This window comes from Brevundimonas sp. GW821-FHT12C05 (assembly GCF_058807475.1).
Map to the genome: position 1 here is coordinate 652,911 of NZ_JBXAQS010000001.1, position 17,156 is coordinate 670,066.

Here is a 17,156-nt window from a genome sequence, read left to right on the forward strand (position 1 = left end):
CGATCCAGCGTTCAGGGGAGCGGGCGAGCGTGGCCTTATTGGGGCGGTAATCCGCCCCTGCGGGGGTCCTCGTTCCCGGCGACCTCAGAAGGCGGCGGCCAGGGCCAGCGTCCAACGCGAACCGCCCCGGTCGATATCCGGCTCGCCGACGGTGAGATCCAGATCCAGGCGTTCCGGCGCGACCGTGTATCGAACGCCGGCCTGCCAGCCCTGACCGCCCCGGTCGTCGCCGAAGGTCTCGGTGATCGCCGCCAGCCGCGACGTCAGGCGGTGCTCGGCGTTGATTCCCCAGGTCGCGTGTCCCTGGTCGGCTATCTGGGTCCAGCCCAGGTTCACGTGGATCAGCAGGTCGTCGGACACCTGTGTGGTGACCGGGAGATTCAGCGCCAGCGTGACGGGCCCGCCCTTCAGGTCCGCCTCCACGGCGAGGCTGCCCGCGACGACGATGCGGCCGTCCGCGAACGCGCCGAAGGTTCGTTTGGCGGCCGGAGACAGCCATGTCTCGCCGTCCTGGCCGCGCAGGCTCAGTGTCAGTTCGACCGAGCGGTTTCCGCGCGTGGCGCAGGCCGGGGCCGCGACCCAGGCCGGGCCGCTCCGTCCTCTCGAAACCCAGGCTTCGAGCTGGCAGCGGCCGGCGGGGGTGGTTCCCGCGTCATCGACCATATAGGGCCCGCCCGCGTGGGCGCTGGACGCGCACGCGAGGAAGGCCGCGGCCGCCGAAGCGGCCGCGATCAGGTTCTTGTTCATGTTGGGAACTCCGGGCCGGCGCCGTTAGCGCAGCCAGCCCTTCTTCTTGATGTAGATCAGCGGCAGGAGGGCCGCGAGCAGCGTCAGGACGATGGTGAAGCTGAAGCCGTGCTTCCACGCCAGCTCCGGCATGACGGCGAAATTCATGCCGTAGAAGGTCGCCACCAGCGTGGGCGGCAGGAAGACCGCCGTGATGATGGTGAACACCTTGACGATCTCGTTCTGTTTGACGCTGAGCGAGGTCATCACCGAGTTCTGCAGGTAGCGGACCTTGTCGTGCTCGAAGCCGGCGTGCTCCTTCACGCTGGCGATGTCCGAGATCAGCGTCTCGACGTACTGGCGCAGGTCCCGGGTCTCGCCGCCGATCTCCAGGCGGAGATAGCGGGCGGCGCGTTCCAGCAGGAGCTGGCTCTCCTGGATGCGCGAGATCAGCTCCTCCTTGTCGTTCAGGTCGGCCATCGCGTCGTGGATGTCGCTGGAATCGATGCTCTGGCCGGTCTCATCGACCCCATCCGCGATCATGCGAATCCGGTCGTTGACGCCCTCGAGCGCCCCGCTGGCGAGGCCGAGCACATGGTCCGTGTTGGCGTTGAGCGCCAGCAGCAGCACATACATCACCGCCGCCCGGCCCGAGCCGAGGTCGGGCCGCCGCGCCAGCATGGCGGGCGCGCGGTCGAAGGCCGGGAAGCCGTCGGCGGGCTCCAGGGTGATCAGGATGTCGTCGCCCAGGGCGAAGATCACGGTCTGCTGGCGCACCTCGGAACCGTCCCGCACCAGGCTGGCGACGGGCAGGTACAGGAACCGGGCGTCCTCCTCGAAGACATCGTCGGCGGCGGGGAAGCGGCAGCCGTGCACGGCCGCGGCGTGGGCCAGGGCGGCGCCGTCGCCCCGGCGCAGGCGGAGCCAGCTGGTCGGCGAGACCTTCGCGGCGTGGGTCGTGAGCAGGTCGGTCATTGCGCGCCCTCCTGCCGGACGGAGGCGTCCGCGTGGCTGGGGGAGGTCGAGGAGGTGACCGTCGGATGGGTCTCGTCGTCTCCGCCCAGGGCGAAGTGGACGATCAGCATGGCGCCCGAGAGCACCAGGTACAGAACCACCACGGCGGTGATGACTTCGCGCTCCAGGCTGGAGGCGGCGGGGGTTTTGCGGGGCGTGGCCATGACGGTTCCTTCCTATGCGGCGCGGCGGAAGAGACGGGTCAGGGCGGCCAGGGCCGGAGCGCGCACGCGGGCCGGCCGACGCCCGGACGGTTCGTCGGCCGGGGTCCAGGCGCGGATCAGGCGGCCCGAGCCGGACAGGCTCCAGGCGGCGATCAGCCGGGGCGCGCGACCGCGCGGGGCGTCGGCGACCAGGCGCACCAGGGGCGTGCGAGGACGCGTGTCCAGGGTCCAGACACGGACGGCGGGGGTGGTTTGGCGGCGGATGTTCATCGCTCGTCTCCTTGCGGCCGGCGCGGACGCCGGCGGGACGAGCGGAGGCCAGAGCCCCTAGCCGAGACTCCGGATCACGCCCGTCCGACCGAGGTCGGCGGCGACCTTCGATGTCTTGCGCGAGGAGGCGGCGGTGGTGACCGCGCCCCCGATGCGACTAGGATAGGGGTCCATGGGTTCGGGTTCGTTCAGCGCCTCGGGAATGAGGCGTGGCGGACCTAGGCTCGGGGGCAGGGGGTGTCAACCCTGGCCGGCGGCTCCCCAACCCTTGACCTGAAGCCTCCCCGCGCGTAGAAGCCGCCCACTTTCGCGAGGGATGTCCCCGGACCTCCATCCAGATCGTGACAATCGAACGCGACGGGCTGTGCCCGCCGGAACGCCCGAAGCGCGCGTTCCGGTTTTTGCGTTTGACCCCGGTGTTGCGCGTGTTGCGCATCATCGACAACACCCGGGCGGCCCCTCGTTGAGAGACGGTCGTCCAAAAGAAGGTTCACCGAGGCGCTCCGGCCGAAAGGCACACGCTTCCATCGATCGAAGAGAACGAGTTTCGAATGCCGACTATCAACCAGCTGATCCGCAAGCCGCGCGCCCCCAAGCCGGTCCGTAACAAGGTCCCGGCCCTGAAGGGTTGCCCGCAACGCCGCGGCGTCTGCACCCGCGTCTACACCACGACCCCGAAGAAGCCGAACTCGGCGCTTCGTAAGGTCGCCAAGGTCCGTCTGACCACCGGCATCGAAGCCGTGTGCTACATCCCGGGCGAAGGCCACAACCTGCAGGAGCACTCGGTTGTGCTGATCCGCGGCGGCCGCGTGAAGGACCTTCCCGGCGTTCGCTACCACATCCTGCGCGGCGTGCTCGACACGCAAGGCGTCAAGGACCGCAAGCAGCGCCGTTCGCACTACGGCGCCAAGCGTCCGAAGTAAGCGATCGCTTCATTCCATTCGCCGGCCGGGACCTTCGGGGTCCGGGCCGGCCGTCCGATACCGATTTAGAAGGCCAAGCCCATGTCCCGTCGTCACCGCGCACAGAAGCGCGAAGTTCTGCCGGATCCCAAGTTCAAGGATCTGACCGTCACCAAGTTCATGAACTACGTCATGTACGAAGGTAAGAAGGCCGTCGCCGAGAACATCGTGTACGGCGCCTTCGACATCCTGGCCGACAAGAAGAAGGACCAGGAGCCCGTCGCGACCTTCCACACCGCGCTGGAAAACGTCGCCCCGGCCGTCGAAGTCCGCTCGCGTCGCGTCGGCGGCGCCACCTACCAGGTGCCGGTCGAAGTTCGTCCGGACCGCCGCAAGGCTCTGGCCATCCGTTGGCTGGTCAACGCCGCGCGCAAGCGTGGTGAGAACACCATGACGGAAAAGCTGGCCGCCGAGCTGCTGGACGCTTCGAACAACCGCGGCACCGCCGTGAAGAAGCGCGAAGACACCCACAAGATGGCCGAAGCCAACCGCGCCTTCAGCCACTACCGCTGGTAACGCCTTCAGGACGCCGCCGGTCTTCAAGATAAGGCCGGGGCTTCCTATCTACCGACTATCCGGCGCGGGCGGTTTGAGCTAAATCGCCCGCGCTCGCTTATCCGAACATTCCCGAGGCGCCCGCAGCGGCGCCGCATTGACCGCAAGGCACGCTCCCATGCCCCGCACGCATAAAATCGAAGACTACCGCAACTTCGGCATCATGGCGCACATCGACGCCGGCAAGACGACGACGACCGAGCGGATCCTGTATTACACCGGCAAGTCCCACAAGATCGGCGAAGTCCACGACGGCGCCGCCACCATGGACTGGATGGACCAGGAGCAGGAACGCGGCATCACGATCACGTCGGCCGCGACGACCGCTTACTGGAAAGAAAAGCGCCTCAACATCATCGACACCCCCGGGCACGTGGACTTCACCATTGAAGTCGAGCGCTCGCTGCGCGTCCTCGACGGCGCTGTGACGGTGCTGGACGGCAACGCCGGCGTCGAGCCGCAGACCGAAACCGTCTGGCGTCAGGCCGACAAGTACTCGGTGCCGCGGATCGTCTTCGTCAACAAGATGGACAAGATCGGCGCCGACTTCGACGCCTCGGTCCAGTCGATCCGCGACCGCCTGGGCGCCAAGGCCGTGCCGATCCAATTCCCGATCGGCGCTGAAAGCTCGCTGTCGGGCCTGGTCGACGTCGTCGAGATGCGTTCGGTCGTCTGGGACAACGACGCCCTGGGCGCCAACTTCACCGTCGGCGAGATCCCGGCTGACCTGATGGACAAGGCCGTGGCCGCCCGTCAGTACCTGATCGACAACGCCGTCGAGCTCGACGACGAGGCGATGGAAGCCTACCTCGACGGGCAGGAGCCCTCGGTCGAGACGCTGAAGAAGTGCATCCGCAAGGCTGTGCTGACCGGCGCCTTCTATCCGATCCTGTGCGGCTCGGCGTTCAAGAACAAGGGCGTGCAAACGCTGCTGGACGCCGTCGTCGACTACCTGCCGTCGCCGCTGGACATCCCGCCGACCCCGGGCATCGACTTCCGCACCGAAGAGCCGGTCGTGCGTCACGCCTCGGACGAAGAGCCCCTGTCGGTTCTGGCGTTCAAGATCATGGACGACCCCTTCGTCGGCTCGCTGACCTTCTGCCGCCTGTACTCGGGCAAGATGGAAACCGGCATGTCGCTGCTGAACTCCAGCCGTGACCGCAAGGAACGCGTCGGCCGCATGCTGCAGATGCACTCGAACAACCGCGAGGACATCAAGGAAGCCTACGCCGGCGACATCGTCGCCCTGGCCGGCCTGAAGGACACCCGCACCGGGGACACCCTGTGCGACCCGATCAAGTCGCCCGTCATCCTCGAGAAGATGGAATTCCCGGCGCCGGTCATCGAGATCTCGGTCGAGCCCAAGACCAAGGCCGACCAGGAGAAGCTGGGCATCGCCCTGGCCAAGCTGGCCTCGGAAGATCCCTCGTTCACCGTCTCGACCGACCACGAGTCGGGCCAGACCATCCTGAAGGGGATGGGCGAGCTTCACCTGGACATCAAGATCGACATCCTGCGCCGCACCTACAAGGTCGACGCGACGATCGGCGCCCCGCAGGTCGCCTACCGTGAATCGCTGGGCCGCAAGGTCGACATCGACTACACGCACAAGAAGCAGACCGGCGGTACGGGCCAGTTCGCCCGCGTCATGATCACCTTCGAGCCGGGCGAACCGGGTTCGGGCTTCGTGTTCGAATCCGCCATCGTCGGCGGCGCGGTGCCCAAGGAATATATCCCGGGCGTCGAGAAGGGCCTGGAGTCCATCAAGGACGGCGGCCTGCTGGCCGGCTTCCCGCTGATCGACTTCAAGGCGACCCTGACGGACGGCAAGTTCCACGACGTCGACTCCTCGGTCCTGGCGTTCGAGATCGCGGCCCGCGCCGCGTTCCGCGAACTGAAGGAAAAGGGCGCGCCGAAGCTGCTCGAGCCGATCATGGCGGTCGAGGTCGTGACCCCCGAGGACTACCTCGGTTCGGTCATCGGCGACCTGAACGGCCGTCGCGGCATGATCCAGGGTCAGGACATGCGCGGCAACGCCACCGTCGTGAACGCCTTCGTGCCGCTGGCCAACATGTTCGGCTATGTGAACACGCTTCGCGGCATGTCGCAGGGCCGCGCGGCCTTCACCATGCAGTACGACCACTATGAGCCGGTGCCGCAACACGTCGCCGACGAAGTCATCAAGAAGTACAGCGCCTAAACCCCAACCAATCCCGGCGGATCCGCAAGGGTCCGCCGGACCCCTGAAAACTAGGACAAAGCCCCCTGTTCAGGGGACGGAGAGAAGAGAATGGCCAAGGAAAAGTTCGAACGCACCAAGCCGCACTGCAACATCGGCACGATTGGTCACGTTGACCACGGCAAGACGACGCTGACGGCGGCGATCACGATGACGCTGGCCAAGGCCGGCGGCGCCAAGGCGATGAACTACGCCGACATCGACGCGGCGCCGGAAGAAAAAGCGCGCGGCATCACGATCAACACGGCGCACGTGGAATATGAGACGGCCAACCGTCACTACGCCCACGTCGACTGCCCGGGCCACGCCGACTATGTGAAGAACATGATCACCGGCGCCGCCCAGATGGACGGCGCGATCCTGGTGGTTTCGGCCGCCGACGGCCCGATGCCGCAGACCCGCGAGCACATCCTGCTGGCCCGTCAGGTCGGCGTGCCGGCCCTGGTCGTGTTCATGAACAAGGTCGACCTGGTCGACGACAAGGAACTGCTCGAGCTGGTCGAGATGGAAGTGCGCGAGCTGCTCTCGTCGTACCAGTTCCCGGGCGACGACATTCCGATCACCATGGGCTCGGCCAAGGCCGCGACCGACGGCGTGAACCCGGAAATCGGCGAGAACCAGGTCCTGGCGCTGATGGAAACGGTCGACAGCTACATCCCGCAACCGGAGCGTCCGGTCGACCTGCCGTTCCTGATGCCGGTCGAAGACGTGTTCTCGATCTCGGGCCGCGGCACCGTGGTCACGGGCCGCGTCGAGAAGGGCATCGTCAAGGTCGGTGAGGAAGTCGAGATCGTCGGCATCCGTCCGGTCCAGAAGACGACCTGCACGGGCGTGGAAATGTTCCGCAAGCTGCTGGATCAAGGTCAAGCGGGCGACAACGTCGGCGTGCTGCTGCGCGGCACCAAGCGTGAAGACGTCGAGCGCGGTCAGGTGCTGTGCAAGCCGGGTTCGATCACCCCGCACACCAAGTTCCTGGCCGAGGCCTACATCCTGACCAAGGAAGAGGGCGGCCGTCACACGCCGTTCTTCACCAACTACCGTCCGCAGTTCTACTTCCGCACGACCGACGTGACCGGCATCGTGCACCTGAAGGAAGGCGTGGAAATGATCATGCCGGGCGACAACGCCGAGCTGAACGTCGAGCTGATCACCCCGATCGCCATGGACCAAGGCCTGCGCTTCGCCATCCGTGAAGGCGGCCGCACCGTCGGCGCCGGCGTCGTCGCCAAGATCATCGAGTAATCGACGGTCTGACGATCTGAACTGAAGCGAGCGGCCCCCGGAGCGATCCGGGGGCCGTTTTCTTTTGCGCGACGCCGTGACTCGCCTGTGAGGACGCGTGGCGTGGTTAAGCCCGCAACCGGCGGGGGCGCGGCCTTGCCGGGAACCCGAATCCAGCGCCCTTGTGCGGCGAAGGTTGTTAAGGTTCCGGTAACCACATGCGTCGCGCGATCCACATCGGCCTGTTCATCGGCACCCTGATCGGGATGTGCGCCTGCGCGGCCGCGCCGGTCGATCACGCCGCCGGGCAGGGCGTCCACGGGACGGTCGCAACGGGCCCGCAGGGCTGAGCCTTCCGGAAATCCGTGGCGGTTCGGGCGAAACGCCCCTATCATCGTCCCCGCGGACGCCGTTTGTCGCGCCGCGCCGGTTCTTCCCCCCTAGATGTTAGCCATCGCCATCGTCGTCGTTCTGCTCCTTGTGGTGCTCAACGGCGTATTCGCCATGACCGAACTGGCGGTCGTCTCTTCGCGCAAGTCCAAGCTCCAGAGCCGGGCCGAGCGGGGAGACCGGGGGGCTCGTGCGGCCCTGAAGCTGGCGGAGGAGCCCACGCATTTCCTGTCGGCGGTCCAGGTCGGCATCACCCTGATCGGCATTCTGGCGGGCGCCTACGGTCAGGCCGCCATCGGCGGTGAGCTGAACCGCATGATCGAGACCGGCATCCCGATGCTGGCCCACTGGTCGTCGGCGATCTCGACCGGCGTCGTGGTCGTGCTGATCACCTATATCTCCGTGATTGTCGGCGAACTGGTGCCCAAGCGTCTGGCGCTGATCTTCCCCGAGGCGATCGCGTCCCAGATGGCGGCGCCGATCTCGACACTGGCCATCGTGCTGAAACCCTTCGTGGTGCTGCTGACGGCCTCGACCTCGGCCATCCTGAAGGTGATGGGGGTCAAGGACCGCGACGGCTCGGACGTCACCCAGGAAGAGGTCGAGACCATGATCGCCGAGGGCACCTCGGCCGGTCTGATCGAGCCTGAAGAGCAGACGATGATCGAGGAGATCCTGACGCTCGGCGACCGCCCCATCCGGGTGGCGATGACGCCGCGCCACGAGGTCTTCTGGATCGCGCTGGACGACACCGACGAACAGCTGCGCGAGGAAATCCGCACCTGTCCCTATTCCCGGATCGTGGTGGCCCGCGAGAACGACGTCGATAACCCGCTGGGCGTGGTCCACAAGAAGGACCTGCTGGACAGCCTGCTGACCGACGGCAAGTTCGACGTCGAATCCCTGGTGCAGACCCCGGCCTTCATCCCGCAGTCGACCTCGGTGTTGAAGGCGCTGGAGATCCTCAAGACGTCCAAGGTCCACATGGCCTTCCTGGTCGACGAGTTCGGCGCCTTCGAGGGCGTGGTGACCGCCACCGACCTGCTGGAGATGATCGCCGGCGATTTCGACGAGAGCCACGACGAGGCCGAGGCCTGGATCCGTCAGCGCGAGGACGGCAGCTGGCTGGTCGACGGCCAGACGGATCTGGAGGAGCTGTCCGACGAGCTGGGCGAGGATTTCGGCGAGGCGGAAGGCTTCCACACCGTCGCGGGCCTGGTCCTGCACCAGCTGTCGCGCGTGCCGGCCGAGGGCGAGATCCTGCAGCTGGGCCGTTTCGAGGTCGAGGTCATCGACATGGACGACCGCCGGATCGACAAGCTGCTGTTCCGTCAGGTGGTGGCCAAGGAAGACGAGGCCCAGGCCGTCGCGGCGCATCTGGACGACTGACCAGGGGCCGTTCTGGCGCCGATATGGCCGCAAGGCCGTAACGACGCTTGAAAACCCCGCCGTGGTCGGGCATAGCCCCGCGTCTGGCGAAAGCGTGCGTCTCGGGAATACCCGCCGCGTACGGCTTTTAGCTCCAGGAGTTTAGCTCAGCTGGTAGAGCACCGGTCTCCAAAACCGGGGGTCGTGGGTTCGAGTCCCCCAACTCCTGCCATTTTCCCCCTGTCGCCGCTGGATGGGACACCCCATCTGGTGGCGACAGGTTTGATTGTTTGAAGAGACGCCGCATGGCCAAGGCCAAGACTCCTTCGGGACGCCGCCCCCAGACCGCTCAACCGGCCATCGCCGGCAGCGCCGTCGCGGCTGACGCCCCGGCTCCGAAGAAGCGCACGTCGATCCCGCAGTTCGCCAGCCAGGTTCGCGCCGAGGGCCGCAAGATCGTGTGGCCGAGCCGCAAGGAGACCTGGATCACCTCGGTGATGGTCTTCCTGATGGTCCTGATCGCGACCGTCTTCTTCGCTATTGTAGACTTTGGCCTGACCCGACTGTCCCAGTTCGTCCTCGCGCTCGGCCAGTAAGAGAGACCGCCCCCCAAATGACCGACGTCGCCAAGCCCGCCAATCCGCGCCACAAGTGGTACATCGTCCACGCCTACTCGAACTTCGAGAAGAAGGTGGCCGAGCAACTGCGCGATCAGGCCAAGCAGCAGGGCCTGGAGGACAATTTCTCCGAAATCCTGGTTCCGACCGAGGAAGTCGTCGAGATCCGTCGCGGCCGCAAGGTCAACTCGGAACGCAAATTCTTCCCCGGCTATGTGCTGGTGAAGATGGAGATGACGGACCAGGCCTACCACCTGGTCAAGAACACCCCGAAGGTCACCGGCTTCCTGGGCGCCGCGGGCGGCACCAAGCCGCTGCCGGTCTCGGAGCGTGAGGTCCAGCAGATCGTCGGCCAGGTGGAAGAGGGCGTCGAGCGTCCCAAGCCCACCATCCGCTTCGACATCGGCGAGACCGTCAAGGTCATCGACGGCCCGTTCGCCAGCTTCGACGGCCAGGTCGAGAGCGTCGACGAGGAACACGCCCGCCTGCGCGTCGCCGTGTCTATCTTCGGCCGCCCGACCCCGGTGGACCTGGAGTACAATCAGGTGGAGAAGGTCGCGGCCTAAGGCGCGACCCATTCGCCCGGGGATTGTCCGCTATCGGTGTTCGGCCTAAGTCTCCCTGAGGGGAGGTGGCCTGTGCGCAAGATACTCGCCATCGCGGCGTTTTCGGTTTCGCTCGGCGGGCAGGCGGTCGCCCAGAGCGATCCCTCGATCCCTTCCTCTCCCCAGGAGCCGCCGGCCACAACCCTCGATGATGTGGTTGTAGCGGGCGATCGGCTGGAAGAGCTGGCCCGGGAATACGTCGAAAGCCTCGCCGCGCCGGCGCGGGGGCGGGGACTGGCGCGCTGGGAGAGCAGGGTCTGCCTGGGTGTGGAGAATTTCCCCCCGGAAACGGCGCATCAGTTGCTCGACCACATCTCTCGGGTCGCCGGCGATCTTGGCGTTGCCCTGAGAGAGCCCGGCTGCGCGCCGAACGTCATGATCATGGGGACATCCAATGGGCGCGCGTTGGCCTCGGCCATGGTCGACCGTCAGCGACGAGCCTTCCGCTACGGCTACACGCGGTCCAACCGGGGATCGCGGGCGCTGGAGACTTTTCGCACGTCGGATGCCGCGATCCGCTGGTGGCACATCAGTCTGATGTACATCGCCGGAACGGACACAATCGCCATTCGTCTGCCGGGACGGGGGCCGGTCTCGATTCCCTGTCTTCAGCGCAACGGGGGCGCCCGTCATTGCAACCAGGTCAACGACCGCATCGTGCGAGCCTGGATCATCGTGGACCTTGAGGCCCTGCCGAAGCTGAGCTTCCAGCAATTCGGCGACTACCTTTCGATGATCGTCCTCGCGCAGGTGGAGCCTGAAACGGACTACTCCGACTTCGATACGGTCCTGAATGTCCTGAACGATCCCAGCCGGGCGACGGGGCTGACCGAATGGGACCGGGCCTACCTTCGGGCGCTCTACTCCGGTGAATCGGAAAGGCTCGACCCAAGCGAGCAGGCGGAGGCCTTGGCTGACGAGCTTCGCCGGACGCGACAGGACTAACGCGAGCCGCCGTCGCGGTTTGCCTTTCAGCCTCCCTTCCGCTATACGCGCGCCTCGCTCTGAACAGGGCGGTGCGGGCTTGCCCGCATAAATCCGTGGGAGGCAGCCATGCCGGACCACGGCTCACCGGTCCCGATTGAGTTCGGGGCTACCGAATAGGAGAGACCAATGGCCAAGAAGATTCTCGGCTACATCAAGCTGCAGGTGCCCGCGGGCTCCGCCACGCCTTCGCCCCCGATCGGGCCGGCGCTCGGCCAGCGCGGCGTCAACATCATGGGCTTCTGCAAGGAGTTCAACGCGCGCACCGAGAAGGAAGCCAAGGGCACCCCGCTTCCGACCGTGATCACTGTCTACCAGGACAAGTCGTTCACCTTCATCACCAAGACGCCGCCGGCGACCTGGTACCTGAAGCAGGCCACTGGCCTGAAGTCGGGCGCCAAGCTCACGGGCCGCGAAACGGTCGGCAAGGTCACGCGCACCCAACTGCGCGAGATCGCCGAAAAGAAGATGAAAGATCTGAACGCCAACGATCTCGATCAGGCCGCCAAGATCATCGAAGGCTCCGCTCGCGCGATGGGCCTCAACGTGGTGGAGGGCTAAGACCATGGCAAAGCAAGCCAAGCGCATTCAAGCCTGGTCGGGCGACCGCGAAACGCCGATGGCGTTCGCCGACGCCATCAAGGCCGTCAAGGACAACGCCAAGGCCAAGTTCGACGAGTCGATCGAGATCGCCGTCAACCTGGGCGTCGACCCCCGTCACGCTGACCAGCAGGTCCGCGGCGTGGTCAACCTGCCGTCGGGCACGGGCCGTGACGTTCGCGTCGCCGTCTTCGCCAAGGACGCCAAGGCTGACGAAGCCCGCGCGGCCGGCGCCGAATACGTCGGCGCCGAGGATCTGTACGAGCAGATCAACGGCGGCCTGATGGACTTCGATCGCGTCATCGCCTCGCCGGACATGATGGCCCTGGTCGGCCGTCTGGGTAAGGTGCTGGGCCCGCGCGGCCTGATGCCGAACCCGAAGGTCGGCACCGTGACCCCGAACGTCGCCCAAGCCGTCAAGGACGCCAAGGGCGGCGCCGTCGAGTTCCGCGTCGAGAAGGCCGGTATCGCCCACGGCGGCATCGGCAAGGCCTCGTTCACCCAGGAAGCCCTGGAAGCCAACGTGAAGGCTTTCGTGGACGCTCTGGTCCGTTCGAAGCCGTCGGGCGCCAAGGGCACCTACGTCAAGAAGATCAGCCTGTCGTCGACGATGGGCCCGGGCTTCAAGATCGACCCGGCCTCGCTGGGCGCCTAAGCTCAAAGACAAGCGAAAGCTGCGAAACGGCGGGGAGCGATCCCCGCCGTTTTTGTTTGGCGCAAGCCTTGCCGTAAGCGCCCCCGCGCCTTAGTGACCCGCGTTCTGAGTAAGGGGGGAATAAATTGATCCAGCGATTCATTATCGTGGCGGCCTGCGCCGCGACGCTCGCCGCCTGCGCGAGCACGCCCAAGACCATCGTGTTCGACGCCGCCGCCGCCGGTCCGGCCCAGAGCCGCACTCTGGTGTCGGTCACCCAGCAACCTCCGGGCTTCATGCCCATGCGCGCCAGCCGCGCCGGTTTCGGCGCGCTCGGCGCCCTGGCCATGATCGAGGAGGGCAAGACCTACGCGGCCGTGAACGGCATCGTCGATCCCGCCACGTCGATCGAAGCCCGTCTGACCGGCGAGATGCAGCGCCAGTTCGGCTATCGCGTCGGTGAGCGCCTGGACATGGCGGGCGCCGCGGCCGGCGCGGCCTATCCGACCGCCGCCGGAACCCTGTACGTCGACGTGAAGACCTCGGATTGGGGCTACAGCTACTTCCCGACCAACTGGGCCCGGTTCCGGGTTCATTACGCCGGCGTCTACCATCTGGTGGACGGGGCCACGAACACCGTCGTGGGCCAGTACGTCTGCAACAAGTGGTCTCATCCGGACGCAGGGACCGCGCCGTCACTGGACGAGCTGCTGGCCGACCGGTCCAAGCTGATGAACTCGACCCTGGTCGAACTGTCCGGCGCCTGCGCCACGGAGTTCAACGCCGCGGTGCTGCAGGGTCTGCCGGTTTCAGCTCCGGCGACCTGATGAACGAAGGCCCCGGAGAGCGATCTCCGGGGCCTTTTCTTTGGCCTATCGCCTATCGGCTGCTTGAGGCCTGGATGCTTGGCCTACCGTCTTTGGGGCGAACGAGGCCGGGCGGGGGCGCCGGTTGTCGGCGGTCAGTCGGCCTTGTCGCCCTGGAACATGGTGTTGCCGTTGGCGGTCGTGGCCGGGACGGGCTGGATGACGTCGAAATGCTCGACGATCTTGCCATTCTCGACCCGGAAGATGTCCACGATGGCGCGGCCGGGATCGTCCGGCGTCTCCTGCGAATGCAGATGCAGGGCGACCAGATCGCCGTCGGCGATGACCCGGTGGATGGTCACGCGCGACTGCGGGTGCTCGCGGAAGAAGCCCTCGAAATAGCCGTAGAAGGCCTCGGCCCCGTTCGGGACGTTCGGATTGTGCTGGATGTAGCGGTCGCCGATGTAGAGGCGCGCCGCCTCCGTCGGCCGGTGCTGGTTGAACGCCAGCTCGTAGAAGGCGACGACGATCCGGGCATTCTCGGCCTCGGTCGCCGTGCGGCTGTCGGCGGCGGTCTGGACCGGGGCGGCGATCGCCGGGATCGTCCCCGCCGCCAGGGCGACGGCCACGATGCCGGCGGTGATCATCTGTCTCATCACAGGCTCCTCAGTACGCCGCCGTGAAACGGGCGCGGCTGTGCTTCGGTTGCTCCAGTTCATCGACCATGGCGATGGCGTAGTCGGCGAAGCTGATGCGGCTCTTGCCCTTGTCATCGGTGACCAGTTGATCGCCGCCGGTGCGATAGCGGCCCAGGCGCGGGCCTTCCTCGATCAGGGCGGCGGGAGAGAAGAAGGTCCAGTCCACGTCGCTGACGCCGCGCAGATGATCCAGGAAGGTGATGCCGCCGGTGGCGAATGGCTTCCAGTCCTCGGGGAAGGCCGGCGTGTCGATCAGGCGGACGCCGGGCGCGACCTCCAGGCTGGCGGCGCCGCCGGTGATCAGCAGGCGCGGCACGCCGGCCTCGCGCACCGCGGACAGCAGGGTCTCGGCCGGCACATCGAAGTGAAGGGCGCTGATCACCGCGTCGGCGCCCTGCAGCAAGCCGGCGAGGGCGTGCGCGTCAGAGGCGTCGCCGGCGACCGGGGTGATGCGGTCGGCGGCCGGGATCGCCTCCGGCTTGCGGGCCACAGCGGTGACCGCATGGCCCCGCCCGGCGAGTTCCTCGGTGATTTCCGAACCGATATGGCCGCTGGCGCCCAGTACGACGATTTTCATGGCAGGATGTCCTTGGTGGTTTCCAATGGGTACCAAGTGAGATAAAGAAATCGACCATGCAAGAAGGCACCGAAACCTCATCTGGTCACCCGCGGGAAACCGCCCGGGGCGACGTGTCCGCGCCGGACTGTCCGACCCGGCTGCTGTTGGACCGGATCGCCGACAAGTGGACGACCCTGCTGCTGACCACGCTTGATGACGGGCCCATGCGCTTCAACGCGCTCAAGCGGCATATCGGCGGGGTGTCCCAGAAGATGCTCAGCCAGAGCCTGAGACAGATGGAGCGCGACGGCCTTGTGCTGCGCCATGTCGAGGCGACCGTGCCGGTCAGCGTCACCTATGAGATCACGCCTCTGGGCCGGACCCTGGTCGAGGCGCTTCGGCCGATGATCGACTGGGCCGAGACCCGGATGGACCAGGTCGAGGCGGCGCGCCGCGCCTATGACGCGCGCCTGGTCTGACCCATCTCGCGGGGCGGCCTGCGGTCCGCCGGGGATTTCGGCGTTTATGAAGAACCGTCCGATACCGGAGGGTTGACGCAAGGCCCGCCGCGCGGGAGTGAGCGCGCATGATCGCGACCGCGATTGCCGGGAGATTCGTCGATGCTGGGCTGGTTTCAGGCGCTGCTGCCCAAGGAAGACAATTTCTTCCGGCTGTTCGACGCCCATGCGGCGACCCTGATCAAGGGCGCCGACGCCCTGCGCAAGGTGCTGGAGGGCGGCGACGAGACGCCGCGCTGGTGCCAGCGGATCATCGACCACGAGCATGAGGCCGACGCCGTGGCGCGTGAGGTGCTGTTCGCGGTGCGCCGCAGCTTCGTCACTCCGTTCGATCGCTCGGACATCCGCGGCCTGACCAACTCGCTCGATGACTCGATCGACCAGATGCAGAAGACCGCCAAGGTCATCACCCTGTACGAGATGCGCGAGTTCGCCCCGCACATGCGCCAGCTGGGGGACATCGCGGTGGAGGCGGCGACGCTGACGGTGGAGGCGGTGTCCCTGTTGCCGGCCATGCGCAAGAACCACGGCCGCCTGAACGAGCTGACCGAGAAGATCGCCCGGCTGGAGAGCGACTCCGACACCCTGTACGATCACGGCATGAAGGCGCTGTATGAGGCGCACAAGACCGGCGACGCCATGGCCTTCATCACCGGGGCCGAGGTCTATGATCACCTGGAGAAGGTGATCGACCGGTTCGAGGATGTGGCCAACCGGATCAACGGCGTTCTGGTCGAACACCTTTAGGAGCGGCCCGGATGGACCACGCTCTGCTGATCCTCGTCTTCCTGATCGCCGTCGCCCTGCTGTTCGACTTCCTGAACGGCCTGCACGACGCGGCCAACTCGATCGCCACCATCGTGGCCACGCGCGTCCTGCCGCCGGTCTACGCGGTCGGCTGGGCGGCCTTCTTCAACTTCATCGCCTTCCTGTTCTTCGGCCTGCACGTGGCCAATACGATCGGGAAGGGGATCATCGATCCGTCCGTCATCTCGGATCAGGTCATCTTCGGCGCCCTGATGGGGGCCATCAGCTGGAACGTCATCACCTGGCTGGCGGGCATTCCGTCGTCCAGTTCGCACGCCCTGATCGGCGGCCTGCTGGGGGCGGGCGTGGCCAAGGCCGGGACCGGAGCCGTCGTCGTCGCCGGGGTGACCAAGACGGTCGCGGCCATCTTCCTGTCGCCCGCGGTCGGCTTCGCCCTGGCGTTGCTGCTGGTCTTCCTGGTGTCGTGGATCTTCGTGAAGGCCAATCCGTCGTCCGCCGACAAGATCTTCCGCAAGCTCCAGTTCGTCTCGGCCTCGGCCTATTCGCTGGGCCATGGGGGCAATGACGCGCAGAAGACCATGGGCATCATCGCGGTGCTGCTGCTGTCGCGCGCGCCGGCGGGGACCGAGTTCCATGTGCCGTTCTGGGTGGTGATCACCTGCCAGGCGGCGATCGCCCTGGGTACGCTGTTCGGGGGCTGGCGTATCGTGCACACCATGGGCTCGCGGATCACCCGTCTGAGCCCGCAGCAGGGCTTCTGCGCCGAGACGGGCGGGGCTATCACCCTGTTCATGGCCACCGGCCTGGGCATTCCGGTTTCGACCACCCACACCATCACCGGCGCCATCGTCGGTGTCGGCGCGGCGCGGCGGGCCAGCGCGGTGCGCTGGGGCGTGGCCCGCAGCATCGTCACGGCCTGGTTCATCACCATGCCCGCGGCGGCGGCCATCGGCGCGGCCTTCTTCTGGGTCGGCGGATTCTTCCTAACCTGATGGCCGTTGACGTGATCCGCACCGAACGGGCCGAGCGGCGCCAGGTGGCGGCGCTGCCCTGGCGGCGTGGCCTGGACGGCCTGGAAATTCTGCTGGTCACTTCGCGCGAGACGCGCCGCTGGGTCACGCCCAAGGGCGGCCGCATGCCCGGCCTGACGGACGCCGAGGCCGCCGCCATCGAGGCGCTGGAGGAGGCCGGGGTCGAAGGGCGGGTCGGAGACGAGCCGTTGGGGACGTTCCGCTATCTGAAGATGCTGCGCCGGCGCGCGCCGCGTTGGTGCGTGGTCTCCGTCTATCCGCTGGAGGTGTTCACCGTGCATCCGGCGTGGAAGGAGCAGGGGGAGCGCGACCGGTTGTGGATGTCGGTCGAACAGGCGGCGGCCTGTGTCGGCGAACCGGACCTGGCGGAGCTAATTCGCGGCTTCCGCTGACGCGAAGGCGCCGGCGTGGATCAGAGGGCGCCCCG

The 17,156-nt window shown here is 66.7% G+C and carries 22 protein-coding genes and 1 tRNA gene; 17 read left to right on the plus strand and 6 right to left on the minus strand.

The genetic code is table 11. The annotated features are described in order from the left end of the window. Positions 1-84: 84 nt before the first annotated feature. From AC1RRF_RS02935 to AC1RRF_RS02950, 4 genes are read right to left on the minus strand one after another with little or no spacing between them, the layout of a single operon-like run. A complete protein-coding gene (locus AC1RRF_RS02935) occupies positions 85-747 on the minus strand; it encodes a PA4824 family protein (RefSeq protein ID WP_492832652.1) in 663 nt (220 codons plus the stop codon). A gap of 24 nt (positions 748-771) precedes the next feature. Next, the gene (locus AC1RRF_RS02940) at positions 772-1,701 is read right to left on the minus strand and encodes a CorA family divalent cation transporter (RefSeq protein ID WP_492832654.1); all 930 of its coding nucleotides are present in this window, start codon (positions 1,699-1,701) and stop codon (positions 772-774) included. Further along, positions 1,698-1,904 (minus strand): hypothetical protein, encoded by a 207-nt coding sequence (locus tag AC1RRF_RS02945; protein ID WP_492832656.1) that lies wholly within the window; start codon positions 1,902-1,904, stop codon positions 1,698-1,700. Before AC1RRF_RS02945 ends, AC1RRF_RS02940 begins: the two co-directional genes overlap by 4 nt. 12 nt (positions 1,905-1,916) lie before the next feature. After that, positions 1,917-2,174 carry a hypothetical protein gene (locus tag AC1RRF_RS02950; protein ID WP_492832658.1) on the minus strand — a complete coding sequence of 86 codons (258 nt, stop codon included), beginning with the start codon at positions 2,172-2,174 and terminating at the stop codon, positions 1,917-1,919. A 551-nt stretch (positions 2,175-2,725) separates the two neighbouring features. Here AC1RRF_RS02950 and rpsL point away from each other — a divergent pair. The 13 genes from rpsL (at position 2,726) to AC1RRF_RS03015 (ending at position 13,176) form a co-directional block, all read left to right on the plus strand. Next, entirely contained in the window at positions 2,726-3,097 is a 372-nt protein-coding gene (gene rpsL, locus AC1RRF_RS02955; RefSeq protein WP_056453566.1) for a 30S ribosomal protein S12, read from the plus strand. Between the two features lie 81 nt (positions 3,098-3,178). Continuing rightward, positions 3,179-3,652: a 30S ribosomal protein S7 gene (gene rpsG / locus AC1RRF_RS02960; protein WP_168044696.1), complete on the plus strand. Its 474-nt coding sequence runs from the start codon at positions 3,179-3,181 to the stop codon at positions 3,650-3,652. Positions 3,653-3,809: 157 nt separating this feature from the next. Then, a complete protein-coding gene (gene fusA / locus AC1RRF_RS02965) occupies positions 3,810-5,891 on the plus strand; it encodes an elongation factor G (protein ID WP_492832661.1) in 2,082 nt (693 codons plus the stop codon). Between the two features lie 90 nt (positions 5,892-5,981). Then, positions 5,982-7,172 carry an elongation factor Tu gene (gene tuf / locus AC1RRF_RS02970; protein ID WP_492832663.1) on the plus strand — a complete coding sequence of 397 codons (1,191 nt, stop codon included), beginning with the start codon at positions 5,982-5,984 and terminating at the stop codon, positions 7,170-7,172. A gap of 197 nt (positions 7,173-7,369) precedes the next feature. Further along, positions 7,370-7,501, plus strand: coding sequence for a hypothetical protein (locus AC1RRF_RS02975; RefSeq protein WP_492832665.1), 132 nt, complete (start codon positions 7,370-7,372; stop codon positions 7,499-7,501). A 94-nt stretch (positions 7,502-7,595) separates the two neighbouring features. Then, positions 7,596-8,930 (plus strand): hemolysin family protein, encoded by a 1,335-nt coding sequence (locus tag AC1RRF_RS02980; protein WP_492832667.1) that lies wholly within the window; start codon positions 7,596-7,598, stop codon positions 8,928-8,930. A gap of 135 nt (positions 8,931-9,065) precedes the next feature. After that, a tRNA-Trp gene (locus tag AC1RRF_RS02985) sits at positions 9,066-9,141 on the plus strand. Between the two features lie 73 nt (positions 9,142-9,214). Further along, positions 9,215-9,505 (plus strand): preprotein translocase subunit SecE, encoded by a 291-nt coding sequence (gene secE / locus AC1RRF_RS02990; RefSeq protein WP_291840179.1) that lies wholly within the window; start codon positions 9,215-9,217, stop codon positions 9,503-9,505. Positions 9,506-9,522: 17 nt separating this feature from the next. After that, the gene (gene nusG / locus AC1RRF_RS02995; RefSeq protein WP_291840182.1) at positions 9,523-10,092 is read left to right on the plus strand and encodes a transcription termination/antitermination protein NusG; all 570 of its coding nucleotides are present in this window, start codon (positions 9,523-9,525) and stop codon (positions 10,090-10,092) included. 72 nt (positions 10,093-10,164) lie between these two features. Then, positions 10,165-11,076: a hypothetical protein gene (locus AC1RRF_RS03000; RefSeq protein ID WP_492832669.1), complete on the plus strand. Its 912-nt coding sequence runs from the start codon at positions 10,165-10,167 to the stop codon at positions 11,074-11,076. Positions 11,077-11,244: 168 nt separating this feature from the next. Beyond that, positions 11,245-11,676 carry a 50S ribosomal protein L11 gene (gene rplK, locus AC1RRF_RS03005; protein WP_492832671.1) on the plus strand — a complete coding sequence of 144 codons (432 nt, stop codon included), beginning with the start codon at positions 11,245-11,247 and terminating at the stop codon, positions 11,674-11,676. A gap of 4 nt (positions 11,677-11,680) precedes the next feature. Next, positions 11,681-12,370: a 50S ribosomal protein L1 gene (rplA, locus tag AC1RRF_RS03010; RefSeq protein ID WP_492313586.1), complete on the plus strand. Its 690-nt coding sequence runs from the start codon at positions 11,681-11,683 to the stop codon at positions 12,368-12,370. A 125-nt stretch (positions 12,371-12,495) separates the two neighbouring features. Next, positions 12,496-13,176: a hypothetical protein gene (locus AC1RRF_RS03015; RefSeq protein ID WP_492832673.1), complete on the plus strand. Its 681-nt coding sequence runs from the start codon at positions 12,496-12,498 to the stop codon at positions 13,174-13,176. A 134-nt stretch (positions 13,177-13,310) separates the two neighbouring features. Here the strand turns inward: AC1RRF_RS03015 and AC1RRF_RS03020 are convergent, their stop codons facing one another. Further along, a complete protein-coding gene (locus AC1RRF_RS03020) occupies positions 13,311-13,811 on the minus strand; it encodes a nuclear transport factor 2 family protein (protein ID WP_492832675.1) in 501 nt (166 codons plus the stop codon). Positions 13,812-13,821: 10 nt separating this feature from the next. Beyond that, complete coding sequence (locus tag AC1RRF_RS03025; RefSeq protein WP_492832677.1) at positions 13,822-14,430, minus strand: NAD(P)-dependent oxidoreductase; 609 nt, start codon at positions 14,428-14,430, stop codon at positions 13,822-13,824. A gap of 56 nt (positions 14,431-14,486) precedes the next feature. On the opposite strand from AC1RRF_RS03025, the gene AC1RRF_RS03030 reads away from it, so the two are divergent. The 4 genes from AC1RRF_RS03030 (at position 14,487) to AC1RRF_RS03045 (ending at position 17,121) form a co-directional block, all read left to right on the plus strand. After that, complete coding sequence (locus tag AC1RRF_RS03030) at positions 14,487-14,891, plus strand: winged helix-turn-helix transcriptional regulator (RefSeq protein WP_492832679.1); 405 nt, start codon at positions 14,487-14,489, stop codon at positions 14,889-14,891. Between the two features lie 141 nt (positions 14,892-15,032). Further along, complete coding sequence (locus AC1RRF_RS03035) at positions 15,033-15,677, plus strand: DUF47 domain-containing protein (protein ID WP_492832681.1); 645 nt, start codon at positions 15,033-15,035, stop codon at positions 15,675-15,677. Positions 15,678-15,688: 11 nt separating this feature from the next. Next, a complete protein-coding gene (locus AC1RRF_RS03040) occupies positions 15,689-16,690 on the plus strand; it encodes an inorganic phosphate transporter (protein ID WP_492832682.1) in 1,002 nt (333 codons plus the stop codon). Beyond that, positions 16,690-17,121, plus strand: coding sequence for an NUDIX hydrolase (locus AC1RRF_RS03045; protein WP_492832684.1), 432 nt, complete (start codon positions 16,690-16,692; stop codon positions 17,119-17,121). The genes AC1RRF_RS03040 and AC1RRF_RS03045 overlap by 1 nt, the downstream gene beginning before the upstream one ends. Positions 17,122-17,156 lie beyond the last annotated feature (35 nt).